15 protein-coding genes and 1 pseudogene are annotated in these 20,708 nt (G+C 61.8%); 12 read left to right on the top strand and 4 right to left on the bottom strand.

Annotated features, from left to right (window positions below; genetic code table 11):
* Positions 1 to 2 precede the first annotated feature (2 nt).
* From AC1DJW_RS11510 to AC1DJW_RS11525, 4 genes are all read left to right on the top strand, one after another.
* A complete protein-coding gene (locus AC1DJW_RS11510; RefSeq protein ID WP_441429404.1) occupies positions 3 to 1,763 on the top strand; it encodes a hydantoinase B/oxoprolinase family protein in 1,761 nt (586 codons plus the stop codon).
* Positions 1,764 to 1,844: 81 nt separating this feature from the next.
* On the top strand, positions 1,845 to 2,978 hold the full coding sequence (locus AC1DJW_RS11515) for a Gfo/Idh/MocA family protein (protein ID WP_441429403.1): 1,134 nt from the start codon (positions 1,845 to 1,847) through the stop codon (positions 2,976 to 2,978).
* Between the two features lie 183 nt (positions 2,979 to 3,161).
* The gene (gene iolD / locus AC1DJW_RS11520; protein WP_441429402.1) at positions 3,162 to 5,111 is read left to right on the top strand and encodes a 3D-(3,5/4)-trihydroxycyclohexane-1,2-dione acylhydrolase (decyclizing); all 1,950 of its coding nucleotides are present in this window, start codon (positions 3,162 to 3,164) and stop codon (positions 5,109 to 5,111) included.
* A gap of 84 nt (positions 5,112 to 5,195) precedes the next feature.
* A complete protein-coding gene (locus AC1DJW_RS11525) occupies positions 5,196 to 6,551 on the top strand; it encodes an NAD-dependent succinate-semialdehyde dehydrogenase (protein ID WP_476901463.1) in 1,356 nt (451 codons plus the stop codon).
* Positions 6,552 to 6,630: 79 nt separating this feature from the next.
* Here the strand turns inward: AC1DJW_RS11525 and AC1DJW_RS11530 are convergent.
* The 4 genes and pseudogenes from AC1DJW_RS11530 to AC1DJW_RS11545 form a co-directional block, all read right to left on the bottom strand.
* Positions 6,631 to 6,792 (bottom strand): annotated as a pseudogene (locus AC1DJW_RS11530) (IS3 family transposase); the annotation flags it as partial.
* Positions 6,738 to 7,361, bottom strand: a complete 624-nt coding sequence (locus tag AC1DJW_RS11535; protein WP_441429400.1) for an IS3 family transposase — start codon at positions 7,359 to 7,361, stop codon at positions 6,738 to 6,740. The gene AC1DJW_RS11535 and the pseudogene AC1DJW_RS11530, both read right to left, overlap by 55 nt.
* Before the next feature lie 56 nt (positions 7,362 to 7,417).
* Positions 7,418 to 7,723, bottom strand: a complete 306-nt coding sequence (locus AC1DJW_RS11540) for a helix-turn-helix domain-containing protein (RefSeq protein WP_441429399.1) — start codon at positions 7,721 to 7,723, stop codon at positions 7,418 to 7,420.
* Between the two features lie 93 nt (positions 7,724 to 7,816).
* On the bottom strand, positions 7,817 to 9,001 hold the full coding sequence (locus AC1DJW_RS11545; RefSeq protein WP_441429398.1) for a Gfo/Idh/MocA family protein: 1,185 nt from the start codon (positions 8,999 to 9,001) through the stop codon (positions 7,817 to 7,819).
* Between the two features lie 222 nt (positions 9,002 to 9,223).
* Here AC1DJW_RS11545 and AC1DJW_RS11550 point away from each other — a divergent pair, with 222 nt between their 5' ends.
* From AC1DJW_RS11550 to AC1DJW_RS11585, 8 genes are all read left to right on the top strand, one after another.
* Positions 9,224 to 9,955, top strand: a complete 732-nt coding sequence (locus AC1DJW_RS11550) for an SDR family NAD(P)-dependent oxidoreductase (RefSeq protein ID WP_476901464.1) — start codon at positions 9,224 to 9,226, stop codon at positions 9,953 to 9,955.
* A gap of 52 nt (positions 9,956 to 10,007) precedes the next feature.
* Positions 10,008 to 11,768 (top strand): IlvD/Edd family dehydratase, encoded by a 1,761-nt coding sequence (locus tag AC1DJW_RS11555; RefSeq protein WP_441429396.1) that lies wholly within the window; start codon positions 10,008 to 10,010, stop codon positions 11,766 to 11,768.
* A gap of 63 nt (positions 11,769 to 11,831) precedes the next feature.
* Positions 11,832 to 12,827 carry a D-2-hydroxyacid dehydrogenase gene (locus tag AC1DJW_RS11560; RefSeq protein ID WP_441429395.1) on the top strand — a complete coding sequence of 332 codons (996 nt, stop codon included), beginning with the start codon at positions 11,832 to 11,834 and terminating at the stop codon, positions 12,825 to 12,827.
* A 391-nt stretch (positions 12,828 to 13,218) separates the two neighbouring features.
* Positions 13,219 to 16,173, top strand: coding sequence for an FAD-binding and (Fe-S)-binding domain-containing protein (locus AC1DJW_RS11565; protein WP_476901465.1), 2,955 nt, complete (start codon positions 13,219 to 13,221; stop codon positions 16,171 to 16,173).
* Entirely contained in the window at positions 16,173 to 16,373 is a 201-nt protein-coding gene (locus tag AC1DJW_RS11570) for a hypothetical protein (RefSeq protein WP_441429393.1), read from the top strand. Before AC1DJW_RS11565 ends, AC1DJW_RS11570 begins: the two co-directional genes overlap by 1 nt.
* Before the next feature lie 381 nt (positions 16,374 to 16,754).
* Complete coding sequence (locus AC1DJW_RS11575; RefSeq protein ID WP_476901466.1) at positions 16,755 to 17,498, top strand: TetR/AcrR family transcriptional regulator; 744 nt, start codon at positions 16,755 to 16,757, stop codon at positions 17,496 to 17,498.
* A gap of 122 nt (positions 17,499 to 17,620) precedes the next feature.
* Positions 17,621 to 18,994, top strand: a complete 1,374-nt coding sequence (locus AC1DJW_RS11580) for an APC family permease (protein ID WP_441429454.1) — start codon at positions 17,621 to 17,623, stop codon at positions 18,992 to 18,994.
* Positions 18,995 to 19,215: 221 nt separating this feature from the next.
* Positions 19,216 to 20,427, top strand: coding sequence for a D-arabinono-1,4-lactone oxidase (locus AC1DJW_RS11585; protein ID WP_441429391.1), 1,212 nt, complete (start codon positions 19,216 to 19,218; stop codon positions 20,425 to 20,427).
* Positions 20,428 to 20,708: the final 281 nt, after the last annotated feature.

Below are 20,708 nucleotides of genomic sequence, written 5' to 3' on the forward strand. Positions count from 1 at the left end.
CCGTGGCGCGCGAATTCGATCCCGTAAAACTCTCGGTACTTGCCAATGCATTCGACGGCATCGTCCGTGAAATGACCAGCGGCCTGCTCCGCTCGGCACGCTCGTCCGTCATCAACACAGCCCGGGACTTCTCCTGCGCCGTCCTGACGGCAGACAACCAATTACTCGCAGCGGCAGAAGGTGTCCCCGTGCACGTCTTCGGCGCCGGCCCGCTCGGCGAAGACATGGTGGAACTGCACGACGACATCAGTGAAGGCGACGCCTTCCTCCACAACGACCCCTACATGGGCAACTCCCATGCCGCGGACCACGTCATCCTGGTGCCGATCTTCATCCAAGGACGCCACCTTTTCACCGCCGTGACTAAGGCCCACCAGGCAGACTGCGGCAACTCCCTGCCCACCACGTTCTTCGCCACCGCCCGGGACGTGTACGAAGAAGGCGCCCTGATCTTCCCCTGCGTGCGGATCCAGCGCGACTACACCGACATCGACGACATCATCCGCATGTGCCGCTCCCGCATCCGTGTCCCGGACCAGTGGTACGGCGACTACCTCGCCTCCGTCGGTGCTTCCCGCATCGCTGAGCGCCGCATCCACGAACTCGCCGAAAAGTTCGGAGTCGAAGACCTGGTGGACTTCGTTGACGCCTGGTTCGACTACTCGGAACGCCTCACAGCAAGCGCCATCGAAAAACTCCCCGAGTACGTCCTGCACGGCACATCAACACACGATCCTTTCCCCGGCACCGGCCCCGACGGCGTGCACTTGCAGGCGACCCTCGAAGTGAAGCCCAAGCAGGGCAAAATCGTCATCGACCTGCGGGACAACCCGGACAACCTGCCCAACGGCCTGAACCTCACGAAGGCAACGGCCACTGGCGCCGCTTTGGCGGGTATCCTCTCGGGCATCCCGGAGAACTTGCCAAGCAACGCGGGAACCTTCCGACGCGTCGACGTCTTGCTGCGTGACGGTTGCGCCGTCGGTGTACCCAAGCACCCCTATTCCTGCTCGTCCGGAACGACCAACCTCGCCGACCGCGTCGTGAACATCGTGCAGGCTGCCTTCTCACAGATCGACGACGGTTATGGGACGGCCGAAGGCGCGGCCGGCCAGGCACCGGCGAAATCCGTCATCTCCGGCATCGACGAACGCAACGGCAACCCCTACGTGAACCAGATCCTGGTGGGCGGTGTCGGTGGCCCGGCAACCCCCTACGTTGACGGGTGGCCGACCTACCAGCGTCCTGTCTGCGGCTCCCTGCTCTACCACGACAGTGCCGAGGTGGATGAACAGCGCTACCCGATCCTGATCCACGAACGCACTCTCGTCGCCGACTCCGGCGGAGCAGGCCGGCAGCGCGGTGGACTCGCCACACGCGTCACCATGGAACCCCGAGGGGAAAGCGTCACCCTCACCTACGGCATTGAAGGCAGCCTCAACCCACCCAAGGGTGTCCGCGGCGGGCACGACGGCAAAGCCCCTGCCACTTGGGTCGAGGACCTGCGGACCGGAGAACGCCGAGAAATTCCTGTGGTGGGCCGCTACGACCTGCAGTCGGGGGAGAAAGTCGTGTCCATCACTCCAGGCGGTGGAGGATACGGGGACCCTCTCGAGAGGGACCTTCTTGCGGTCTTGGACGACGTCCGCGAGTCCCGGGTCAGCCCCGACGCCGCACTCACGGACTACGGCGTGGTCTTCACCAACGGAGTGCTGGACGAAGAGGCCACCTTCAAGAACCGCCAGGAGCGTCTGGCCAGCTAGAACACAGTCATGGCAATTATTTCCGGGGAGGGGTATATTCCTCGCCCCGGAATGTTCCAACGATCAACAACGGAGATAGACATGGAACCCATTCGAGTCGGGATCATTGGCGTCGGAAACGTTCTGAACCAATACCTGGACAAGATCAGCGTCCACCCGGACGTAGTGATCGTGGCGCTGGCGGACGTGAACGCGGATGCCGTGAAAGCGAGGGCGGCAGAGTACTCGATTCCCAAAGCCCTCACACCGGATGAACTGCTGGCCGACAAGGACGTGGAGCTGGTCCTCAACCTCACCCCGCCCAAGCTCCACGCGCCGGTGACGCTCAAGGCCATCGCCGCCGGCAAACACGTCCTCTCCGAGAAGCCTTTTGCCACCTCGCTGGAGGAAGCCAGGGAAATCCTCGATGCGGCGCGGGAAGCCGGCGTTAAGGTAGGTTCCGCGCCCACCACCTTCCTGGGGTCGGGCATGCAGACCAGCCGCAAACTCATTGACGATGGGTGGATCGGCAAGCCGGTAGCAGCCTTTGCATCCTTTGCGTGCCGGGGTTACGAGCACTGGCACCCCAATGTGGACCCGTTCTACAGCCCCGGCGCCGGGCCCATGCTGGACATCGGGCCTTACCTCATCACCAACCTGGTGAACTTCTTCGGTCCGGTCAAGCGGGTTTCCGCTACGGCGCCCCGCTCTTCGGAGACGCGTCCCCGCCCCGGCAAAGAAGGGGAAGTGATCCACATCCAGACCCCCACCCACGTTACGGGCACCATCGATTTCGAGTCCGGTGCCGCGGCCACGGTGATCGTCAGCTGGGACATTTGGAACCACAACCTGCCGCACTTGGAGATTTACGGTACGGGCGGCTCCCTCGCAGCGCCCAACCCGGACCATTTCTCCGGCGCGCCGGTGCTTCGGCGCGGTGAGCCCCGTGATCTCTCGTTGGACATGACCCCTCCTGGCGGTGGTGACTGGCGGGAAACGCCCATCACCCACCGCGACGACGCGTACCGAGGCATCGGCCTGGCCGAATTCGGGTACGCCATCCGCAAGGGGCTGGAGCCCCGCACGGGCGGCGATTTCGCCTACCACGTGCTGGAGGTCCTCCTCGCCTTTGAAGCATCCTCCGAGCAAGGACGCCATATCGAGATCGAGAGCACCTGCGAGCGGCCCCGGCCGCTGCCTTCAGTAGGCCCGCAGGAACCTTACCGATTCGACTGACGGCCAGCAAAAACAGCAGCCGACGGCGGTACTCATGTGCCGCCGTCGGCTGCTGTTTTCTTGTGCCGGGCCCGTGGGCTGCGTATCAAACTGGGACACAATATTGGTCCTCCACGGTGAAAACCTGATGTTCGGGCGAATCGGTTTGCAAATGCCGACGCACCTACGAATTTAGGAGAACGCATGACTAGCACAGCCGCTGCTGATATCGGCACCGACGTCGACATCAAAGCCGTCCGTCGCCGCACAGTCGCACAAGCAATCGTTGAATACCTCCAGGTCCAGTACAGCGAACTGGACGGCCAGAAGAGGCGCTTGGTTGCCGGCATGTACGGCATCTTCGGCCACGGAAACTCCGTTGGACTGGCCCAAGGTATCGACGAATACGGCGTGGACTTCCCCCACTACCAAGGCAAGAACGAACAATCGATGGTCCACGCAGCCATCGGCTTCGCGAAGGCTTCCAACCGTGCAGCCACCCTCGCCTGCACGGCCTCCGCCGGCCCGGGATCCACCAACATGATTTCCGGCGCGGCAACGGCCACCACCAACCGCCTCCCGGTCCTCCTGTTCCCGGCAGACATCATCAACAATCGCTTCGGTGACCCGGTTCTGCAGCAAATCGAACACCCGGTCGAACGCGATGTCTCCGCCAATGACTGCTTCCGCCCGGTGAGCCGCTACTTCGACCGCATCACCCACCCGGCTCAGCTGCTCTCCACTCTCCCCGAAGCCATGCGTGTCCTCACCGACCCCGTGGAAACCGGCGCAGTGGTGGTCTGCCTCCCGCAGGACATCCAGGGCGCGGAGTTCGACTTCCCGGAGTCGTTCTTCACCCCGCGTGTTTGGCACATCCGTCGTCGTCCGGCAGTGGAGGACGAGATCCGTGACGCGGCTGAAATCATCCGCAATGCCAAGCGTCCCCTGCTGATCGCCGGCGGCGGAGTCCGCTACTCCAAGGCGCAGGAGGAACTGGCGCGCTTCAGTGCCGAATTCGGCATCCCTGTCTCGGAAACGTTTTCCGGCAAAGGCAGCGGCCCGATCAGTGAATTGAACCTGGGCGGCCTGGGTGTCACAGGAACCGTTGGCTCCAACGAAATCGCCGGCGGCGCTGATTGCGTGATCACCGTGGGCTCGCGACTGCAGGACTTCGTCACAGCCTCGCACTCACTGTTCCAGAACCCGGACGTCAAGTTCGTGCACCTCAACGTCGGGTCCTTTGACGCGCACAAGATGGGCTCATTCCCGGTGATCGGTGACGCGAAGCTGAACCTGGCTGCACTGCGTGAGCGTCTCGCGGCGGATGGCTACAGCACGTCCGGGGACTTCCGCAACGACATCGCCGATGCCCGGAAGGCTACCGCCGAAGTACGCAAGCATGACCTCCAGGCCTTCCCCGGCGAAAACATGAGCCAGGCGCAGGTCATCGAGATACTCAACAAGGAAACGAACAGCCAGGACGCACTGGTTCTGGGTTCCGGCGGCACCGTGGAAGGCATCCACAAGGCGTGGGATCCGTCCAACGGCACCGATATCCACTTCGAATACGCCAACTCCTGCATGGGCCACGAGATCCCGGCAGGCCTCGGCTACCGCTTGGCCCGTCCCGACGCGCCGGGTGACGTGTTCGTGCTGATCGGTGACGGCACCTACCTGATGCAGCCCACTGAACTGGTAACGGCGGTTCAGGAACGAAAAAAGATCATTACCATCGTGATCGACAACCGCGGACACCAATGCATCTGGCCGCTCCAGGTTGCCAAGGGCGGCCCGGGCCGTGAATTCGGTACCCAGTACAAGGCACGCGGCACGGAGTCCGGCCGTCTCGACGGGGCGGTTCTTGAGTTCGATATCGCTGCCAATGCCGCGAGCATGGGTTGCGCCGCCTGGTCCACGACGACGGTCGAGGAGTTCACTGCGGCGCTGACCGAAGCACGCGAGGTCGAAGGTCCCGCAGTCATCGTCGCCCATGTGGAACCGTGGCGGTACCTGTCCGGCAACGGCTCCTTCTGGGATGTTGGAGTTCCGATGACGTCCCAGCGCCCGGGTAGCCAGGAAGGTACTGCTAAGCACCTCGAAGGCCGTGCCCGCCAGCGCTACTACGCGGCTACCACCGTACCCGACGCCAGCTAGGCGTTACCGGGCGGGATCGTCTTTGAGGGGCGGTCCCGTCCGGCCCTGTTTGGATCCAACATCCCTCGAAAAGGAGCATTCACCATGGGCGCATTCGCTGTTATTGACCCGGCCACAGGTACCACCCACGCAGAGTACCCTGCGGCCACAGATGCAGAGATCGAAGCAGGTCTCAGCGCTGCCCAGAAGACGTACCAGGAGTGGTCACGCACCACCACCGTCGCGGAGCGCGCAGCCTTGGCAAAACGCCTGGCTGACTTGTTCGTTGAGCGCAAGGACAAGCTCGCAGCCATCATCAACCGGGAAATGGGCAAGCCGCTGCACCAGGCGGTCGGGGAAGCCGAGTTTTCAGCCAGCATCGCCACCGCCTTCGCCGAGAACGCCGAAGAGTGGCTTGCCGATGAGGAACTCGAAGTTGCAGACGGCCTGCGGAGCTTTTTCCGGTACCAGGGCCTCGGAGTGATCCTCGGCATCATGCCGTGGAACTACCCTTACTACCAGGTGGCTCGTTTCGCGATCCCCAACATCATCCTGGGCAACACCGTCATTGTGCGTCACGCCAGCCAGTGCCCCGAGTCGGCACTGGCCCTGGCGGAACTCTTCCGCGACGCAGGGTTCCCCGAAGGCGCGTACGTCAACCTTTTCGCCACGCACAAGCAGATCTCGGACATCATCGCCGACGACCGTGTGCAGGGTGTATCGCTGACGGGCTCGGAACAGGTTGGTGCGATTGTTGCTGAGCAGGCCGGGCGCGCATTGAAGAAATGCGTCCTGGAGCTCGGCGGTGCTGACGTATTCCTGGTGCTCGACACCAATGACATCGACCTCGCCGTGAAGAAGGCCATCATGGGCCGCATGGGCAACACCGGACAGTCCTGCAACGGTTCCAAGAGAATCGTCGTCATGGACAAGTACTTCGACGAATTCTCCGAGAAGTTCAAGGCCGCGATTGCCGGACAATCCTACGAAAACGGGGACTTTGGGCCGCTCTCCTCGGACGCTGCCACTAAGTTCCTGACCCAGCAGGTGCAGGGCGCCCTCGATCAGGGCGCCGAAATCCTGGTCGGCAACAACCAGCCCCAGGGAAACGTCTTCACGCCAACGGTAATCACCAACATCACACCCTCAATGGATGTCTACAGCGAGGAGCTTTTCGGTCCGGTGGCGCAACTGTACAAGGTCAGCAGCGACGAGGAAGCCATCAAGCTCGCAAACTCCTCCCCGTACGGACTTGGCTCTGTCGTGATCTGCGAGGACCTCAAGCGCGCCGAACGGGTCGGCAACCAGCTCGACGTCGGCATGGTCTTCGTGGGTGCCTACGACCTTAGCGGCGCTGACGTTCCGTTCGGCGGCGTCAAGAAATCCGGCTACGGGCGGGAACTGGGCAAGGTGGGCATGCTGGAGTTCGCCAACAAGAAGCTGTTCCGTTTCGCGAAATAAGTAACCACAGAACCGCAGAAAACGAGAGGCCGGATCATTTTGAACTGGTCCCCGGAAGTTGGGCTGGCCAAATAAGATCCTAAGCCGCTAGGGCCTGGGCACGGTATTGCACCGGGCTCAGGCCCTTGAGCTTTGCCGGGATCCGTTCGGTGTTGAACCAGTGGATGTGCTCGTGCAGTGCTGTTTTCAGTGCGTCGACGGTGAGGAACCGGACGTGGTGGAAGAGCTCTTCCTTGAGGTGTCCGAAAAAAGTTCTCCATCACCGCGTTGTCGGAGCATTATCCGGCTAATAGCCCTGTATGCCGGGGATTGGCCGGTTAAGGATTCAGCTTTTTCGGGTGGTTGGTTTCCGGAGTTGTTCTTCCTGACGCCGCACGCTCCTGGCGAGGGTGTCGAGTGCGGCGCGGAGGGTGGCGGTCTCGTCGGTGAGTGCGGTGAGGGTGCCGCTGGCCGGTCTCCGACGCTGAACTCGGTCACGTCGGTCACCCACTTTTCGTTCGGGGCCGTGGCGTCGAACTTTCGGTTCAGCACGTTCGCGGCAATACTGTCCTGCGCACCTTGATAGGAGCTATAGCGCTTCTTCCGGCGGACCTTGCAGACCAGCCCGAGGGCACGCATCAGCTTCAACACGGTCTTCTTGGCAACCGACCACCCCTGCTTGGCCAGCTCCGTGTGGATGCACCGGTGCCCGTACGGGGCGTGGTTCTTCTTGAAGATGTCCGTGATCTCGGACTTGAGTGTCTCCAGTGTGTCAGGAGCCTGTAGGCGGCCCTGGTGGTAGCAAAACGTTGAACGAGCCAATCCGGCCACGTCCAGGAGTAGATCCAGGCGGTGCTCAGCCTTGAGGGCGATGACGGCGCGGACCTTTAGCGCCGTTCCCCGTCCCTCAAGGCCTGAACTTTTCCCAGGAAGGCTACTTCTGCCCGGAGTCGCTCGTTCTCATTGCGCAACCGTTGCGGTTCCGACTCCGGCCGTGCCGGGGTCTCGGTAGGTGCTTTTGGGCGGCCCTTGGGTTTCGGGCGCAGGGCCTCTTCGCCTTCGCTGCGGTACTGACCGGCCCACTTCTTGATGAGCGTCGGTGACGACAGTTGGAACTCCTGCGCCAAGGCGAGCTCAAACAAGGCGATCGCGCCCTCGCGCTGTTCCTCCGATAACGAACTGCTGACGCGCATAAACTGCTCCCCGAGAGTTAGAACTGATTTCTCAGTCCAACCTTCGGGGAGCAGTTCAATTTCGATCCGGCCTCTTATTTCTTGTTGGCGGGGCTATGCCTGGTACGTGGTGGTGCCAGAGACCTCGGGAACCTCAATCCAGGCGCCGGACGCGGCGCTGCGCAATGATGCGTCAACCAGCTCGGATGCTGACCAGCCATCGGCGACCGATGGGCCCAGCTGCTTGCCTTCGGCGACGGACCGCAGGAACAGTGCTGCTTCGATCGTCTTGAGGTCGTTGAAGCCGATACCCGGACCTGCGTTGGGCTGGAAGCGGCCGAACTCGCCGAAGGACGGCGGGGTCATGATGGTGCGGTAGCCGCTGCGGTCCGTGGCGACTTCCAGCTGGTTCATGCGTTCGAAGTTCCAGCGGACGGATCCTTCGGTGCCGTAGACCTCCACGATGTACTCGGCATGCGGGCCGATGGCCACGCGGGTCGTCTCGAACATGCCGATAGCGCCGTCCTCGAAGCGGGCGAGCATGGCGGTGTAATCTTCGTTCTCCACTTCACGGGTGACATCCGAGGCCTCACCGGTGTTGAAGGAGTTCGAGGAAGTACCTGCCGGGAGGGGGCGTTCCTTGATGAAGGTCTCCGTGACGGCGTTGATCGAGGCGATGCGGCCGACCAGGAATTGGGCAAGGTCAAACCCGTGGCTCAAGATGTCACCGAGGACGCCGGAGCCTGCACGGGCCTGCTCGTAGCGCCACGTGAATACCTGGTTCGGGTCAGAAGCGTAGCTCGTCAGCAAACGGATCTGGACATTCGTGATCCGGCCAATGGCGCCCGAGCGTATGAGGCGGCGTGCCTCGGCGATTGCTGGAGCGTGACGGTAGTTGAAGCCCACCGAGGTGATGAGGCCCGCGGCCTCGGCACCCTGGGCGATCTCCCGGGATTCCCGTGCGCTACGGCCCATGGGCTTCTCGATCCAGAAGTGCTTGCCCGCCTCGATCGTTGCTAAAGCGATCTCATGGTGCAGGAAGTTCGGGGAACAGATGGAGACCACGTCCACATCAGGGTTCTCCAGGACCTTGCGGTAGTCAGTGGCAGTCTCGGCATAGCCAAGCGCGTCTTCGGCGTGATGTCGTCCGGCGTCGTCAGGGTCGGCCGCAATCACCAACTCGGGGTGACGGGGCAGTTCTGGGAAAAACTGCTTGGTGGCCAGGTAGGCACGTGAATGCAACCGCCCCATCCACCCTACCGAAATCAGGCCTACGCCGATGCGGTTCTGGTCTTTCAAGGGAACTCCTCCGTCTAGCAATGGTTTCTTGGAAATGGTGCCGCGGCAAGGGGCACCATCTGTCGATCAGCATATGAGGCACAGAGGCATCCCCTGTGTCTCAATGTGAGACATCGGGCGGGACCGGGGCGCTGGTTTAGTGGAACACAACCTAGACCACGCCAACCATGAGGGGTCCTGTCGACGATGATGAGCCGCAGCGAACAAGCGAGAACGGAACCGTTGAGGGTTCTCGTCACCGGTGCCACATCCGGTGTCGGGGAAGCGACCGCCAAACTTTTTGCCCGACGGGGCGCCCGTGTCGCACTGCTGGGCCGGCGGTCAGATGAACTGCAGCGAGTTGCGCGGGAGATCGGCGCGGGCGTGCACGTTGTGGCGACCGATGTCGCAAACGCTGAATCGGCCAGGAACGGGGTCCGCGGAGCAATCCATTCGCTTGGCGGACTCGACGTGGCGGTCAACGCCGCGGGGGTTGCCGGCTATGCAGCCCTTGAAGACTTGGATGAACACCGGTGGCATGAGGTTCTGGAGACCAACCTTTCCGGCACTTTCTACGTTTCCCGGGAAGCCGGCCTCCACATGCGCGGTGCCGGTGGAGGAGCGATGGTCAATGTCGCCTCGGACCTCGCAATTATGGGAGTCCCCGGATTGGCCCACTATTGCGCAGCGAAGGCCGGCGTCGTGGGACTCACCAAGGCGTTGGCTCTGGAGCTGGCCCCGGATGTCCGCGTCAACGTCATCTGCCCGGGGCCTATTGATACGCCCATGTTGAGGACGGGCCTTGAATCGGAACCGGACCCGGTCCTTGCCCTGCAGCAGAAAAAGAGCACTGTGCCACTGGGCCGGCTCGCGGACCCGGATGAGGTGGCCGCGGCCATTTACTTCCTTGCCGTCGACGGCACCTTCGCAACCGGAACCAGCATGGCCTTCGACGGCGGCACTTCCGCCGCGTAACCGCCTCACCAAAACCCGAAGATATAGAACAAGCCAAGGAGCTTCGAAAGACATGCCAGAGTCGAACTACAACGACCTCCGCAGCGCGCGATGGTTCGCGCCGCAGGACCTCACGGGATTCGTGCACCGTACGGCCATCCAGGCAGAAGGCTTCTCGCGCTTCGCCCTCAAGGACAAGCCGGTTATCGGCATAGCGAACTCCTGGTCAGAGCTCGTCAATTGCAACATCCATTTCAAGCTGCTGGCCGATGCTGTCAAGCGGGGCGTCCTGATGGCTGGCGGTTTGCCTTTGGAGTTCCCGACCATCTCCCTGGGCGAGAGCCTCATGAAGCCTTCCGCCATGCAGTTCCGGAACCTGATGGCCATGGACGTCGAGGAATCCATTCGTGCCTACCCGCTGGATGCCATCGTGTTGCTGGGAGGCTGTGACAAGACGGTTCCCGCCCAGCTCATGGGCGCGGCCAGTGCCGACATTCCGACGATCATGCTGACCGGCGGACCCCAGGAGCCGGCACACTTCAGGGGCAAGCAACTCGGCGTCGGAACGGACACCTGGAAATTCGCCGACGAGCTGCGGGCCGGGAAAATCAAGCAATCAGATTTTGATGAACTGGAATCTGCCGCGAAACCGTCGGCAGGTCACTGCAGCGAGATGGGCACCGCGTCCACCATGACCTCCCTCGTTGAAGCCCTCGGCATGTGCCTACCCGGCACCGCCTCCATTCCCGCTGTCGATTCGCGTCGTGGCGCCGCGGCAGAAGCTACAGGTCGCCGCGCAGTGGAGATGGCTTTGTCGCAGGGTCCAAAGCCCAGCGAAGTACTGACCAAAGAAGCCTTCGACAATGCGATCACGCTCCTGATGGCAGTGGGTGGCTCGACCAACGCGGTGGTCCACCTCCTGGCCCTTGCACGGCGCGTGGGATACGAGCTGGAGCTGGACCGGTTCCACGAGATCTCGGAGCGGACTCCGCGTATCGTCAACGTGCGCCCTTCCGGCGAGTACCTGGTGAAACAGCTCTTCGAAGCCGGGGGAATTCCCACGGTGCTCAAAGCGCTTGCCCCGCTGCTGAACAAAGATGTCATCACGGTCAGCGGCGAGACCCTCGAAAAGGGTTATATGGACGCCCCTGAGCCTGACGGCGTCGTAGTCAGTAGTCTTGACGAGCCCTTTGACGCCTCCGGTGGCATCGCCGTCGTTCGCGGTTCCCTGGCCCCCAACGGCGCCGTTATCAAGCGCAGCGCAGCCTCCAAAGATCTTTTGCAGCACAAGGGGTCCGCGATCGTTTTCGAGGACATCTATGACCTCGGACGCAGGATCGATGACCCGGAGCTCGACGTTACAGAGGACTCCGTACTTGTGCTCCGCAACAGCGGTCCGGTCGGAGCGCCCGGCATGCCGGAGTGGGGCATGCTTCCCATTCCGGAGAAGCTCCTTCGCAAAGGAGTCCGGGACATGGTACGGATCTCAGACGCTCGCATGAGCGGAACGGCCTTCGGTACAACCGTCCTGCATGTTTCCCCCGAAGCAGCCGTCGGCGGTCCGCTCGCGATCGTTCGGGACGGGGACCCGATCGTTCTCGATGTCGAGAACCAGCGCCTCGACCTGGACCTGCCAGCGGAAGAAATCGAGAACCGACTGGCCGAACTCAAGCTCCCCGAGCCGAAGTACCGGCGTGGATACGGCCGGCTGTTCATCGACCACGTCAATCAGGCGCACGAAGGCTGTGACTTCGATTTCCTGAAGGGCCTGCCGGACGAAGAGCCCCAACGGCTGCCTTACGGCCTGATGAGCGGCTGGCAAGGCGGCTGGTAAGAGCAGGGCTCACAACTACAGATGCGCCGCCGTCTGAGAAGGACGGACTGAAAGGAGAGAAAGATGTCTCGACCCAAAGTGATCACCATCGTCCAGGAGGGCCGTCCTGTCCCGCCTGTTGAGCGGCTGGACGCTGAGGCCGAGGTCGTGGTGGTCCGGACGGCAGACGATTTCCGGGCCGCACTGCCCGGAACCGAAATCCTGTTCCTTAATGACTTCCGCACCAAGCTTCTGCGCGAAGTGGGTCCAGGGGAATTGCGCTGGATCCACACCTCCAGCATCGGAGTAGACAGCCTGATGACCGATGAGATCGTCAATAGCGACATTGTGGTGAGCAATTCCCGTGGAGTGTGCGAACGGCCCATCGCGGAGTGGGTTCTGGGAGTTTTGCTGATGTTCACCAAGGACCTTCGCCGCACCATTGAGTTGCAGCAGGCCCGCACGTGGCAGCACCGCGAAACCGAGCCGCTCCTGGGCAGGAAAGTCTTGGTGGTCGGTCCTGGGCCCGTGGGCCGCGAGACAATCCTCCTGCTGCGCGCAGCCGGCATGGACGTCACCGTCGTTGGAAGATCCGCCCGTGATGATGCCCAGCTCGGCGCCATCGCGTCCTTCGACGATCTCGACGTACTCCTCGGTGAGGCCCAGGACGTGGTGCTGACCGTACCGCTCACCGAGGAGACCCGTGGCCTGTTCAATGCTGCACGGTTCGACAAAATGCGACCGGGCTCCCGCCTCGTAAATGTCGGGCGTGGCGCGGTGGTGGTGGAGCAGGACCTCCTCCAAGCCATTGACGCAGGTCACCTGGGCGCGGCAGCCCTGGATGTCTTTGAGCATGAGCCGCTTACACCTGGTAACCCCCTGTGGAGCCGCAAGAACATCCTGGTGTCCCCCCACGCCTCAGGAGACCTGATCGGTTGGCGCGGCCGAGTTGTGGACTGCTTCGCCCGGAACCTTGAGCGGTGGAAAACGGGGCAGCCTCTCAATGACGCGGTGGATCTCAAAAAGCTGGGGGCGACAGCTCCAAAAGTGGCGTCCCGGGCTGCTGCAACACTCCCGTAATCGCCCCATGAGTGCAACGCATAATGCCAGTGGAGAACTGAACGCGAAAATGCCCCAACCGGTCGCTTTTTGGGAAAAAGCAGCAGTGGGAGACCCCGTTCGACTGCAAAGAGCAGGCTGGCCTCCGCACGATGGTTATGTGGACGACAAGACTCCCGACGGAGAAATCGTCTGGGTCGTTTCAGTAGGTGAACGTCGCCTCTTTCACAGGGCTGACGGTTACAGCCTCATGGTGAGGAGCTGACCCCTGCCGCCGGCGATCACGCTCACGAACAAAGCTTGAGATAAGCAGTTCCCACATGAACGGGCGCAGGGGATCCACCCGCTGTGCCCGTTCGGTTTTGGCACACTCCAGCAGGGTGCCAGCCTGCCTAGATTTCCACCACGTCGATTGGAGAACGCAAATATGCCGCATGGTGACGACCGGGACACAACCCTGAGGCAGCTTCTTGTGAGTTTGCGCGAGCAGGGCATCGAGGTGGACGACTCTTCCCGAAGGCTCTCCGAGTACTCCTACGATGCTTCGAATTACCGCGTCCGGCCTGCCGCCGTCGCTTTCCCAGGAAGCGTCGACGACCTTCGGAAGGTTGTGCGGGCGTGTTCCGCTTCGAACGTGCCGACTATCGCACGGGGCGGCGGCACCTCCATGGCAGGAAACGCGATCGGTGAGGGCTTGGTGATCGACCTCTCCCGCCGCATGGTTTCAGTGGAAGGCCTCGACGCCGACCAGGCCACGGTCTGGGCGGATGCGGGCGTTGTCCTGGGCGAGTTGCGCTCGTACGTTGAGAAAACCACGCACGGGAAGTTGACCTTCGCTCCTGACCCTTCCTCAATGACGCGGGCCACGATCGGCGGTTCAATCGGCAACGATGCCTGTGGTAACCACTCGGTGGCCTACGGGCGGATGACCCAGCATGTAAAGGAGTTGGAACTCATTACTGCTGACGGCGCCCACCTGCATGCCGGACGGGACTTCCTTCGGGCGGTGGACGTGACAGATCACCACTCCGTGGTCCGGGCCAGTGAGTTGCTGGAAGGCTTGAATGAACTGGCGAGGGCAAACATGGCTCCGCTGCGGGTAGAACTGCAGAAAATTCCGCGTCAGGTCTCCGGGTACCACCTGGGCCATCTGCTGCCGGAAAACGGTCTGGACATCGCGGGCGCTTTGGCGGGCAGCGAAGGCACATGCGCCATCATAGTAAGGGCCAAAGTCGGACTGGTCCCAAAACCCCGGACCACGGCGCTCCTGTGCCTTGGATATCAGGACACCATCGAGTCGGCCCGCGATGTGATGACTATTTTGGCGGCGAAGCCAAGCGCGATCGAAGGCCTGGATGCATCGATTGTGGATATCATGCGCCACCGCAGGGGGGACGCGAGTGTTGATTCCCTGCCGAAGGGCCAGGCCTTCCTCATGGTCGAGTTTTCGGCCGAAACCATCGACCAAGCAGCATCCGACTGCGAACGTCTGGCGGAAAAGCTCCGCGCCGACGGCCGGATCGTGGACCATGCAATCGTTACCGAACCCCGGGAACGCGCAAAGCTGTGGCGCGTTCGCGAAGACGGTGCAGGACTCTCGTCAAGGCGCATCGATGGTGTGCAGACGTGGCCAGGTTGGGAAGATTCGGCTGTCGCTCCGGAGCGGCTGGCCGACTATCTCGCGGATTTGCTGCCTTTAGTGAAGAAGTACGGCTATACCGCCTTCATGTACGGACACTTCGGTGCAGGGTGCGTGCATATGCGGCTGGATTACGATCTTCGCAGTGACGCCGGCCGGCAGGCATTCAGCGATTTCACCCATGAAGCGGCCACGCTCGTGGTCGCCCATGGCGGGTCGCTGTCCGGAGAGCACGGTGACGGCAGGGCGCGGGGCGAATTGCTCGAGGTGATGTACTCCCGCGAGATGTTGGCCGTCTTCAAAGCGTTCAAACATCTCTGGGATCCGGCAGGAATCCTCAACCCAGGGATCATCGTGGACCCGGCGCCCTTCTCTGCGTCGCTCGCCCTGGAAGGCCTACCTCAACCTGTCTCCGACCACGGCGAGGTGGGCGCGGTCCTGGATGCCGCCGTCGTACCTTCCTCCGAAAACCGTGAGTTGCTCTCGGTGGTTAGCCCCTTCATGGGCAATACCCACGCTTGCATCGGGGTGGGACGCTGCAGGGCGACGACCGGCGGGTTCATGTGCCCCAGCTACCGGGCCACCAAAGACGAAAAGGATTCGACGCGTGGACGGGCGAGAGTACTGCAGGAACTTACCAGGACTAAGGGGACGAGCCATGACGGCTGGTCAAGCCCGGAAGTGAGGGAGGCGCTGGATCTTTGCCTGTCCTGCAAAGCGTGTTCAACCGACTGTCCCACGGGTGTGGACATCGCGGAAGCCAAGTCGCAGCTGGTGGATGAGCACTATCGTGGCCGCCTGCGGCCGTTCACGCATTATTCGATTGGTTGGTTGCCGCGTTGGTTGCCGCTGCTGACGAGGGTCTCCACGCTTGCCAACCTCGGTACGCGCATTGGCCTGTTCCGGGCTTTGGGGGAGCTGTTGGGTGTCAGCGCGCGACGGCGGCTTCCGGACTTCGCGCAGTCGGCCAGGATCCGGCAGCGGATCCGGGAAGCCGGATTCACCGGGAACGCGGACATCCTATTGTTCATCGACAGCTTTACCCGCGCGTTCCGACCCGAGGTGGTGCCGGCTGCGGCGCGGATCTTCCGCGAATCCGGCAGCTCAGTTGGCTGTACACCGGACGCTTGCTGCGGCCTCACCTGGATCTCCACCGGGCAGCGCGACGGTGCCCGACGGCGGCTGGCCCGGCTGATCAGCAAGCTCGATGACGGCACGGACCGGGACATCGTCGTCCTCGAACCGAGTTGCGCGGCGACCATCCGGGACGAGGGTCCGAAGCTCGTGGGCGGCGCCGCCGCCGCCCGGGTCGCGGCAAGGGTCCGGTCATTCTCGGTGGCCGTAGACGAAGCCATGCAACGCGGATGGAAGCCAAAGACCCTGCCGCCGGAAACAGCAGTGCTGCAAACCCACTGCCACGAGCACGCCGTCTTCGGTTCCGGCGCACAGAAACGCATCCTGGAGACCTGGGGCGTCCCGAACCTTGTGGAATCGTCCTCATGCTGCGGAGTGGCCGGCAACTTCGGCTTCGAGGCTGAGCATTTCGACATGTCGATGAAGGTCGCCAAACACTCCGTCATACCCGCCTTGGCGAAGGGTGATTCAGACGCCCTGGTCCTCACCGACGGCTTCAGCTGCGCCATGCAGGTCTCACAGATCGACCCGGAGCGCTCCGGCAAACACCTGGCTCTGGCACTGGACCCGCACAATGCTCGTTGGGTGGATTAATGGAGTACGTCGGCCTCTTCTTGATCCTGGTGGCGGCCGGGTTGCGCCTGTTGGGCCGCCACTTCTTCGCCAGGGCCGGACGTCAGCCGCGAAGCCCGGGCACATTCTACGGAATCTACGCGGTTTCCCCGGGGGCCGCTGCCTTTTTGGTGGCCGCCGCCGGGGTTTTCATCTTCTTCACAAGCATCGGCACACGGTGAACCCCATTCCGGTGCGACCGTGTCCCGAACTGGCACGGTTGGTTTCGCGTCACGGGACGGACGCTGGAAGGGACCGAACAAACCGAATATTTTTGAGAGTTGATCTCGATGATGAACAGGAAGCTCGCACAAGGACGGCATGTCGAATGGCTGCGGGCGTCAGCAACCTTCAGTGAGACCGATCTTGGCGAACGCACCAACGTTCCGCTCAGGCGATCCGGAAAGCTCGTTCACCGACTCCATCAGGACATGGCAGAAGGCCGCGACACACGCGACCCGTCGCCGTGGCCAACACCGGGAACATAGCCAGTCCCTAAACCGCCGCCGACGCGATTGAGCTCCTCCGGGGGAAGCTGCTTGCCATCCGGGCGGCTCCGACTGATGACTTACGAACGGTCGTTAGCTATTCTTGTGTTGATGGATAACGGGGGTGACGTTGGAATGATTCAGGTGCCGCGCGAGCAAGCGACCGCGTCAATCGCCGCCTTCTTGTTCAGTCGCGACCGACCTCCCCACACTCCTGCGCAGCAACGCATCTTGGCTGCATTCTTGCGGCTGGCCACCAGCGGCGGACTCGAATCGGTAACGATGAGGACCTTGGGGCGGGAGCTTGGAATGAAGGCTCCGAGTCTTTATTCAAGCTTTCCGCAAGGAAAGGGCGAAATTGTCGCCGCGTCACTCCTGTCGTTCACTCACGACTTCGCCCGCGGGCTGCTCGCCGCAGCCAGGGATGCCGGATCAGCCGAGGAATATTGGGCGGCCCTGGTGCGCTTCTACCTTTCACACCAGCTGCTGCAACCCGAGTCTGAGCTATGGGACCTCCTGATCGCCACAGATCGCGTCACGCATTTTCTCAGCGACGAGGTCCGGGATGAAGTCGGGGCGTTGGTTGGCTTCCACGAAGGCATGTTTGCCGCCGCGGCAGCGGAGATGGGCTACAGCCTCACTACCGAAACAACGCGGGTGATTTTTACCCTTCTGGATGGGGTCAAGCGATGGGGTGGCCGAACGGCTGGGCAAGTGGAACTCGCGGAAGTGCTGGACCGTGCCGTCACGCTGACCCGCTCGATCCTCGAGCTGTCCCAGACTGGCACACCCCTGCCTGTCCAGCTGTCGATACTGTGAGTCGGCACTCATACTTTAGTGACGAGGATTACGTGAGCAATACAACAATCGACAAACCAAAGGCGACGAGCTCCACTCCCAAAAGCCGGCTCAATGGCAACATGGGGGTGGGCGAACTAGTGATGAACGTGCTCGCGTTCTCTTCGCCGCTGGCCACGGTAGCCGGAACCCTTCCCGTCCTGCTGATGTTCAGCGGTCAGACGGCTCCGGCTATCTACGTCCTGGTCACCCTCATGCTGCTGATCTTCTCCGTTGGTTTCGTGAAGATGAGCGGCAGCGTCCAGTCGCCAGGGGGTTTCTACTCGTTTGTCACGGCCGGACTCGGCAAACCAGCCGGCCTCGGCGGCGCCTTCCTTGCGCTCTTCGGGTACATCTTCATAGGATTCTTCGCTCCTTCATTTTTCGGAGTGACGCTGCAAGGATTCGTAGTGAGCAGCTTGAACGGTCCGGAAATCCCCTGGTACTGGTACGCGCTGGCCATCACCGCAGTCACAACGGCCCTTGCCTACAACCGCATCGACCTTTCCGCGAAACTGCTCACAGCAGTAATGCTCCTTGAGGTAGCCATCGTTGTTGTCTTCGATGTGGCCTCGTTCTCAGCCAAAGGACTCGAGACAGTACAGAGCGCAGGATTCGCCCCGTCATCGGTAACCAATGCGACCGTGGGTTTGGCATTGCTGTTCGCTGTCGGCAACTTCTTCGGTTTCGAAGCCACTGTCATCTATCGTGACGAGGTCAAGAATCCGGACAAGACAATCTCCCGTGCCACATACCTCTCCGTCGCCGGAATCGGCCTCTTCTACGCGGTCGCCGCGTCGGCCTTCATCGCCTTTTTCGGTCCGGACAACGTACAGGCGGCAGCGTCAAGCGACACCGTGAATCTGTTCAACAACGCCGTAGGAGTCCTTGTGGGAAAGACCTTCGCGGATATTACAACGATTCTCCTCATTACATCCGTGCTGGCATGCATGTTGTCCATCCAGAACATCGCAGCGCGCTACGGCTTCTCCCTTGCAGCCGATCACGCCGTTCCCGCGTTCTTTGGACGCGTACACCCCCGGCACAAATCACCCTATGTTGCCGCAATCGCTATCGGTCTCATCTGGGCGGTGGCGACAGTAATCTTCGCCGTGTTGGATGTCTCCCCGGATGCTCTGTATCCGATTGCCAGCGGCAGCGGAACCTTCGCTGTGCTCTTGCTGATGTTCATCACCAGTTTCGCCGTCCTCGTGTATTTCCTGCGTCGCCGCAGTTTCGCGCCGGAGTCAGTATGGAAAACAATCGTTGCCCCGCTCATCAGCGTGGTCTTCCTCGGGGCAGTCACCTACTTGGCAATCGCAAACTACCCCGAACTCATTGGCGGCTCAGCTGAGATGACGGGCATTTTTATGAGCTTCACCTTCGCGTTGTTTTTTGGAGGCGTTGTCTATGCATTCTTCCTGCGCTCCCGGCGACCGGACATTTACGTTCGGCTTGGCCGGCAAATGATCGACTGATCCGGGCCGACCGAGCTTCCTTAACTTGGGGCGACCCTGACAGACGAACACTCGGTTGTCTTCTGACCCGTTGGAGACAGCATCAGGAAAAGCTGCGCTAGGTGTAGAGGGGTGCTCCGGAATGTGGCTCGGGCCAACTGCCGAAGCATGAGGCGTTTTCAGCAATGAATCATTCCCAAAAGCGACCGGGCTATGCGTCGCAGGACCGGAGATTGAACAACATGAGCATTCAAACGACATGGAGTAACTGGGCCGGCACTCAAGGCTGCTCGCCCGAGGCGGTCGTCAAGGCCGTTTCTGTTGAGCACGTGAGCGAGATAGTGGCCGACGCGACCAAACGGGGGATCTCGGTCCGTCCGGTGGGGTCCGGTCATTCGTTTGCCCCGCTCGTTCCCACCGATGGAATCGTCCTTGACATCTCGGCCCTGTCGGGAATTATCGACATTGACCAAACCGCGAATCGGGCAAGCATCCAGGCCGGTACGAAAATCTCTGAGATGGGCGGGCCCCTGTGGGACGCAGGCTTGTCCCTGAAGAACCAGGGCGCGATTGATCTCCAGACAATCGCAGGCGCTGTCAGCACCTCAACCCACGGGTCGGGACTGCAATTCACCGCAATGTCCGGGGCAGTCGTCGGCGCAGAGCTGATAACGGCATCCGGCGAACTGGAGCGAATAGGCCCCGACGATCCACGGCTGCCGGCTCTCCGAGCCTCATCGGGGATGCTTGGGATCCTCGTTAGCATCGATCTGCAGCTTGAGCCAGCGTTCAAATTAAGAGAATCGCTGACCTTCCAGCCCTTTGCACAAGTCCTGGCCGAATGGGATGAAGCGAACCGTAGGCACCGGCACTTCAGCTTCGTTCGTGGACCGATGTACGACATGTCGGCGATCCTGCCATCGCTGCCGGACAGCATGGATGACCCGACCTTAGTGCGCATCTACGACACAGTCCCCGCCGATGCGGAGGATGATTACACACCGGCTGCGCGCCTCAACCGTCCGTACAGGATTTACCCTGACCACTATCCGACGCCGTGGGAAGAAGTGGAGTACTTCGTTCCCTACGAGAGGGCTCACGATGCCTTCGCAGCAGTCCTGCCCGTGATGGACCGCTTCCCCGACGAATTTCCAATGGAAGCACGGACTGTGGCGCGGGACGAATCCTGGCTGTCGCCCATGTACGGCCGGGATTCCGTGGCGATCGGATTCTGCCGAACGAAGGGCGGAGATAATTTGCCCTTTTTCCACACCATCGACCTCGTACTTTCCGAGTTCGATGCGCGGCCGCATTGGGGCAAACAACAGTACTTCCTTGCTCCGGACATCCTCCGGGAGCGCTACCCTCGGTGGGACGATTTCATCGGGGTCCGGAGGAAACTCGATCCCACCGGTACGTTCCTGAACGCTCCTCTGCGCACGCTGTTCGAGTAGCAGCTGGAGCGCCAGCTACTCAAGTTGAGGTTCGTCTCTGACCCGGGCCAGTCCGGTGCCGATCCACACCCAACGGGGCGCCGTCGAAACCGCCCATCTGCTGACCCAGTGCCAGTTTTAAGGCAAGGACAAACGAATTGGAGTCTACGGCCGCAGCCGTCCGTCGCCCCCCCGCTCGAACGTCGACGAGAAGCTGATTCTTGACCTCGGCCACCATCGCTGGCTCGCGCAGAATCCACATGCAGTGAGCCGGGAGGACTTCGCGACAGCCCATCGGGCTC

It is taken from the genome of Arthrobacter sp. 05L417 (assembly GCF_056397865.1).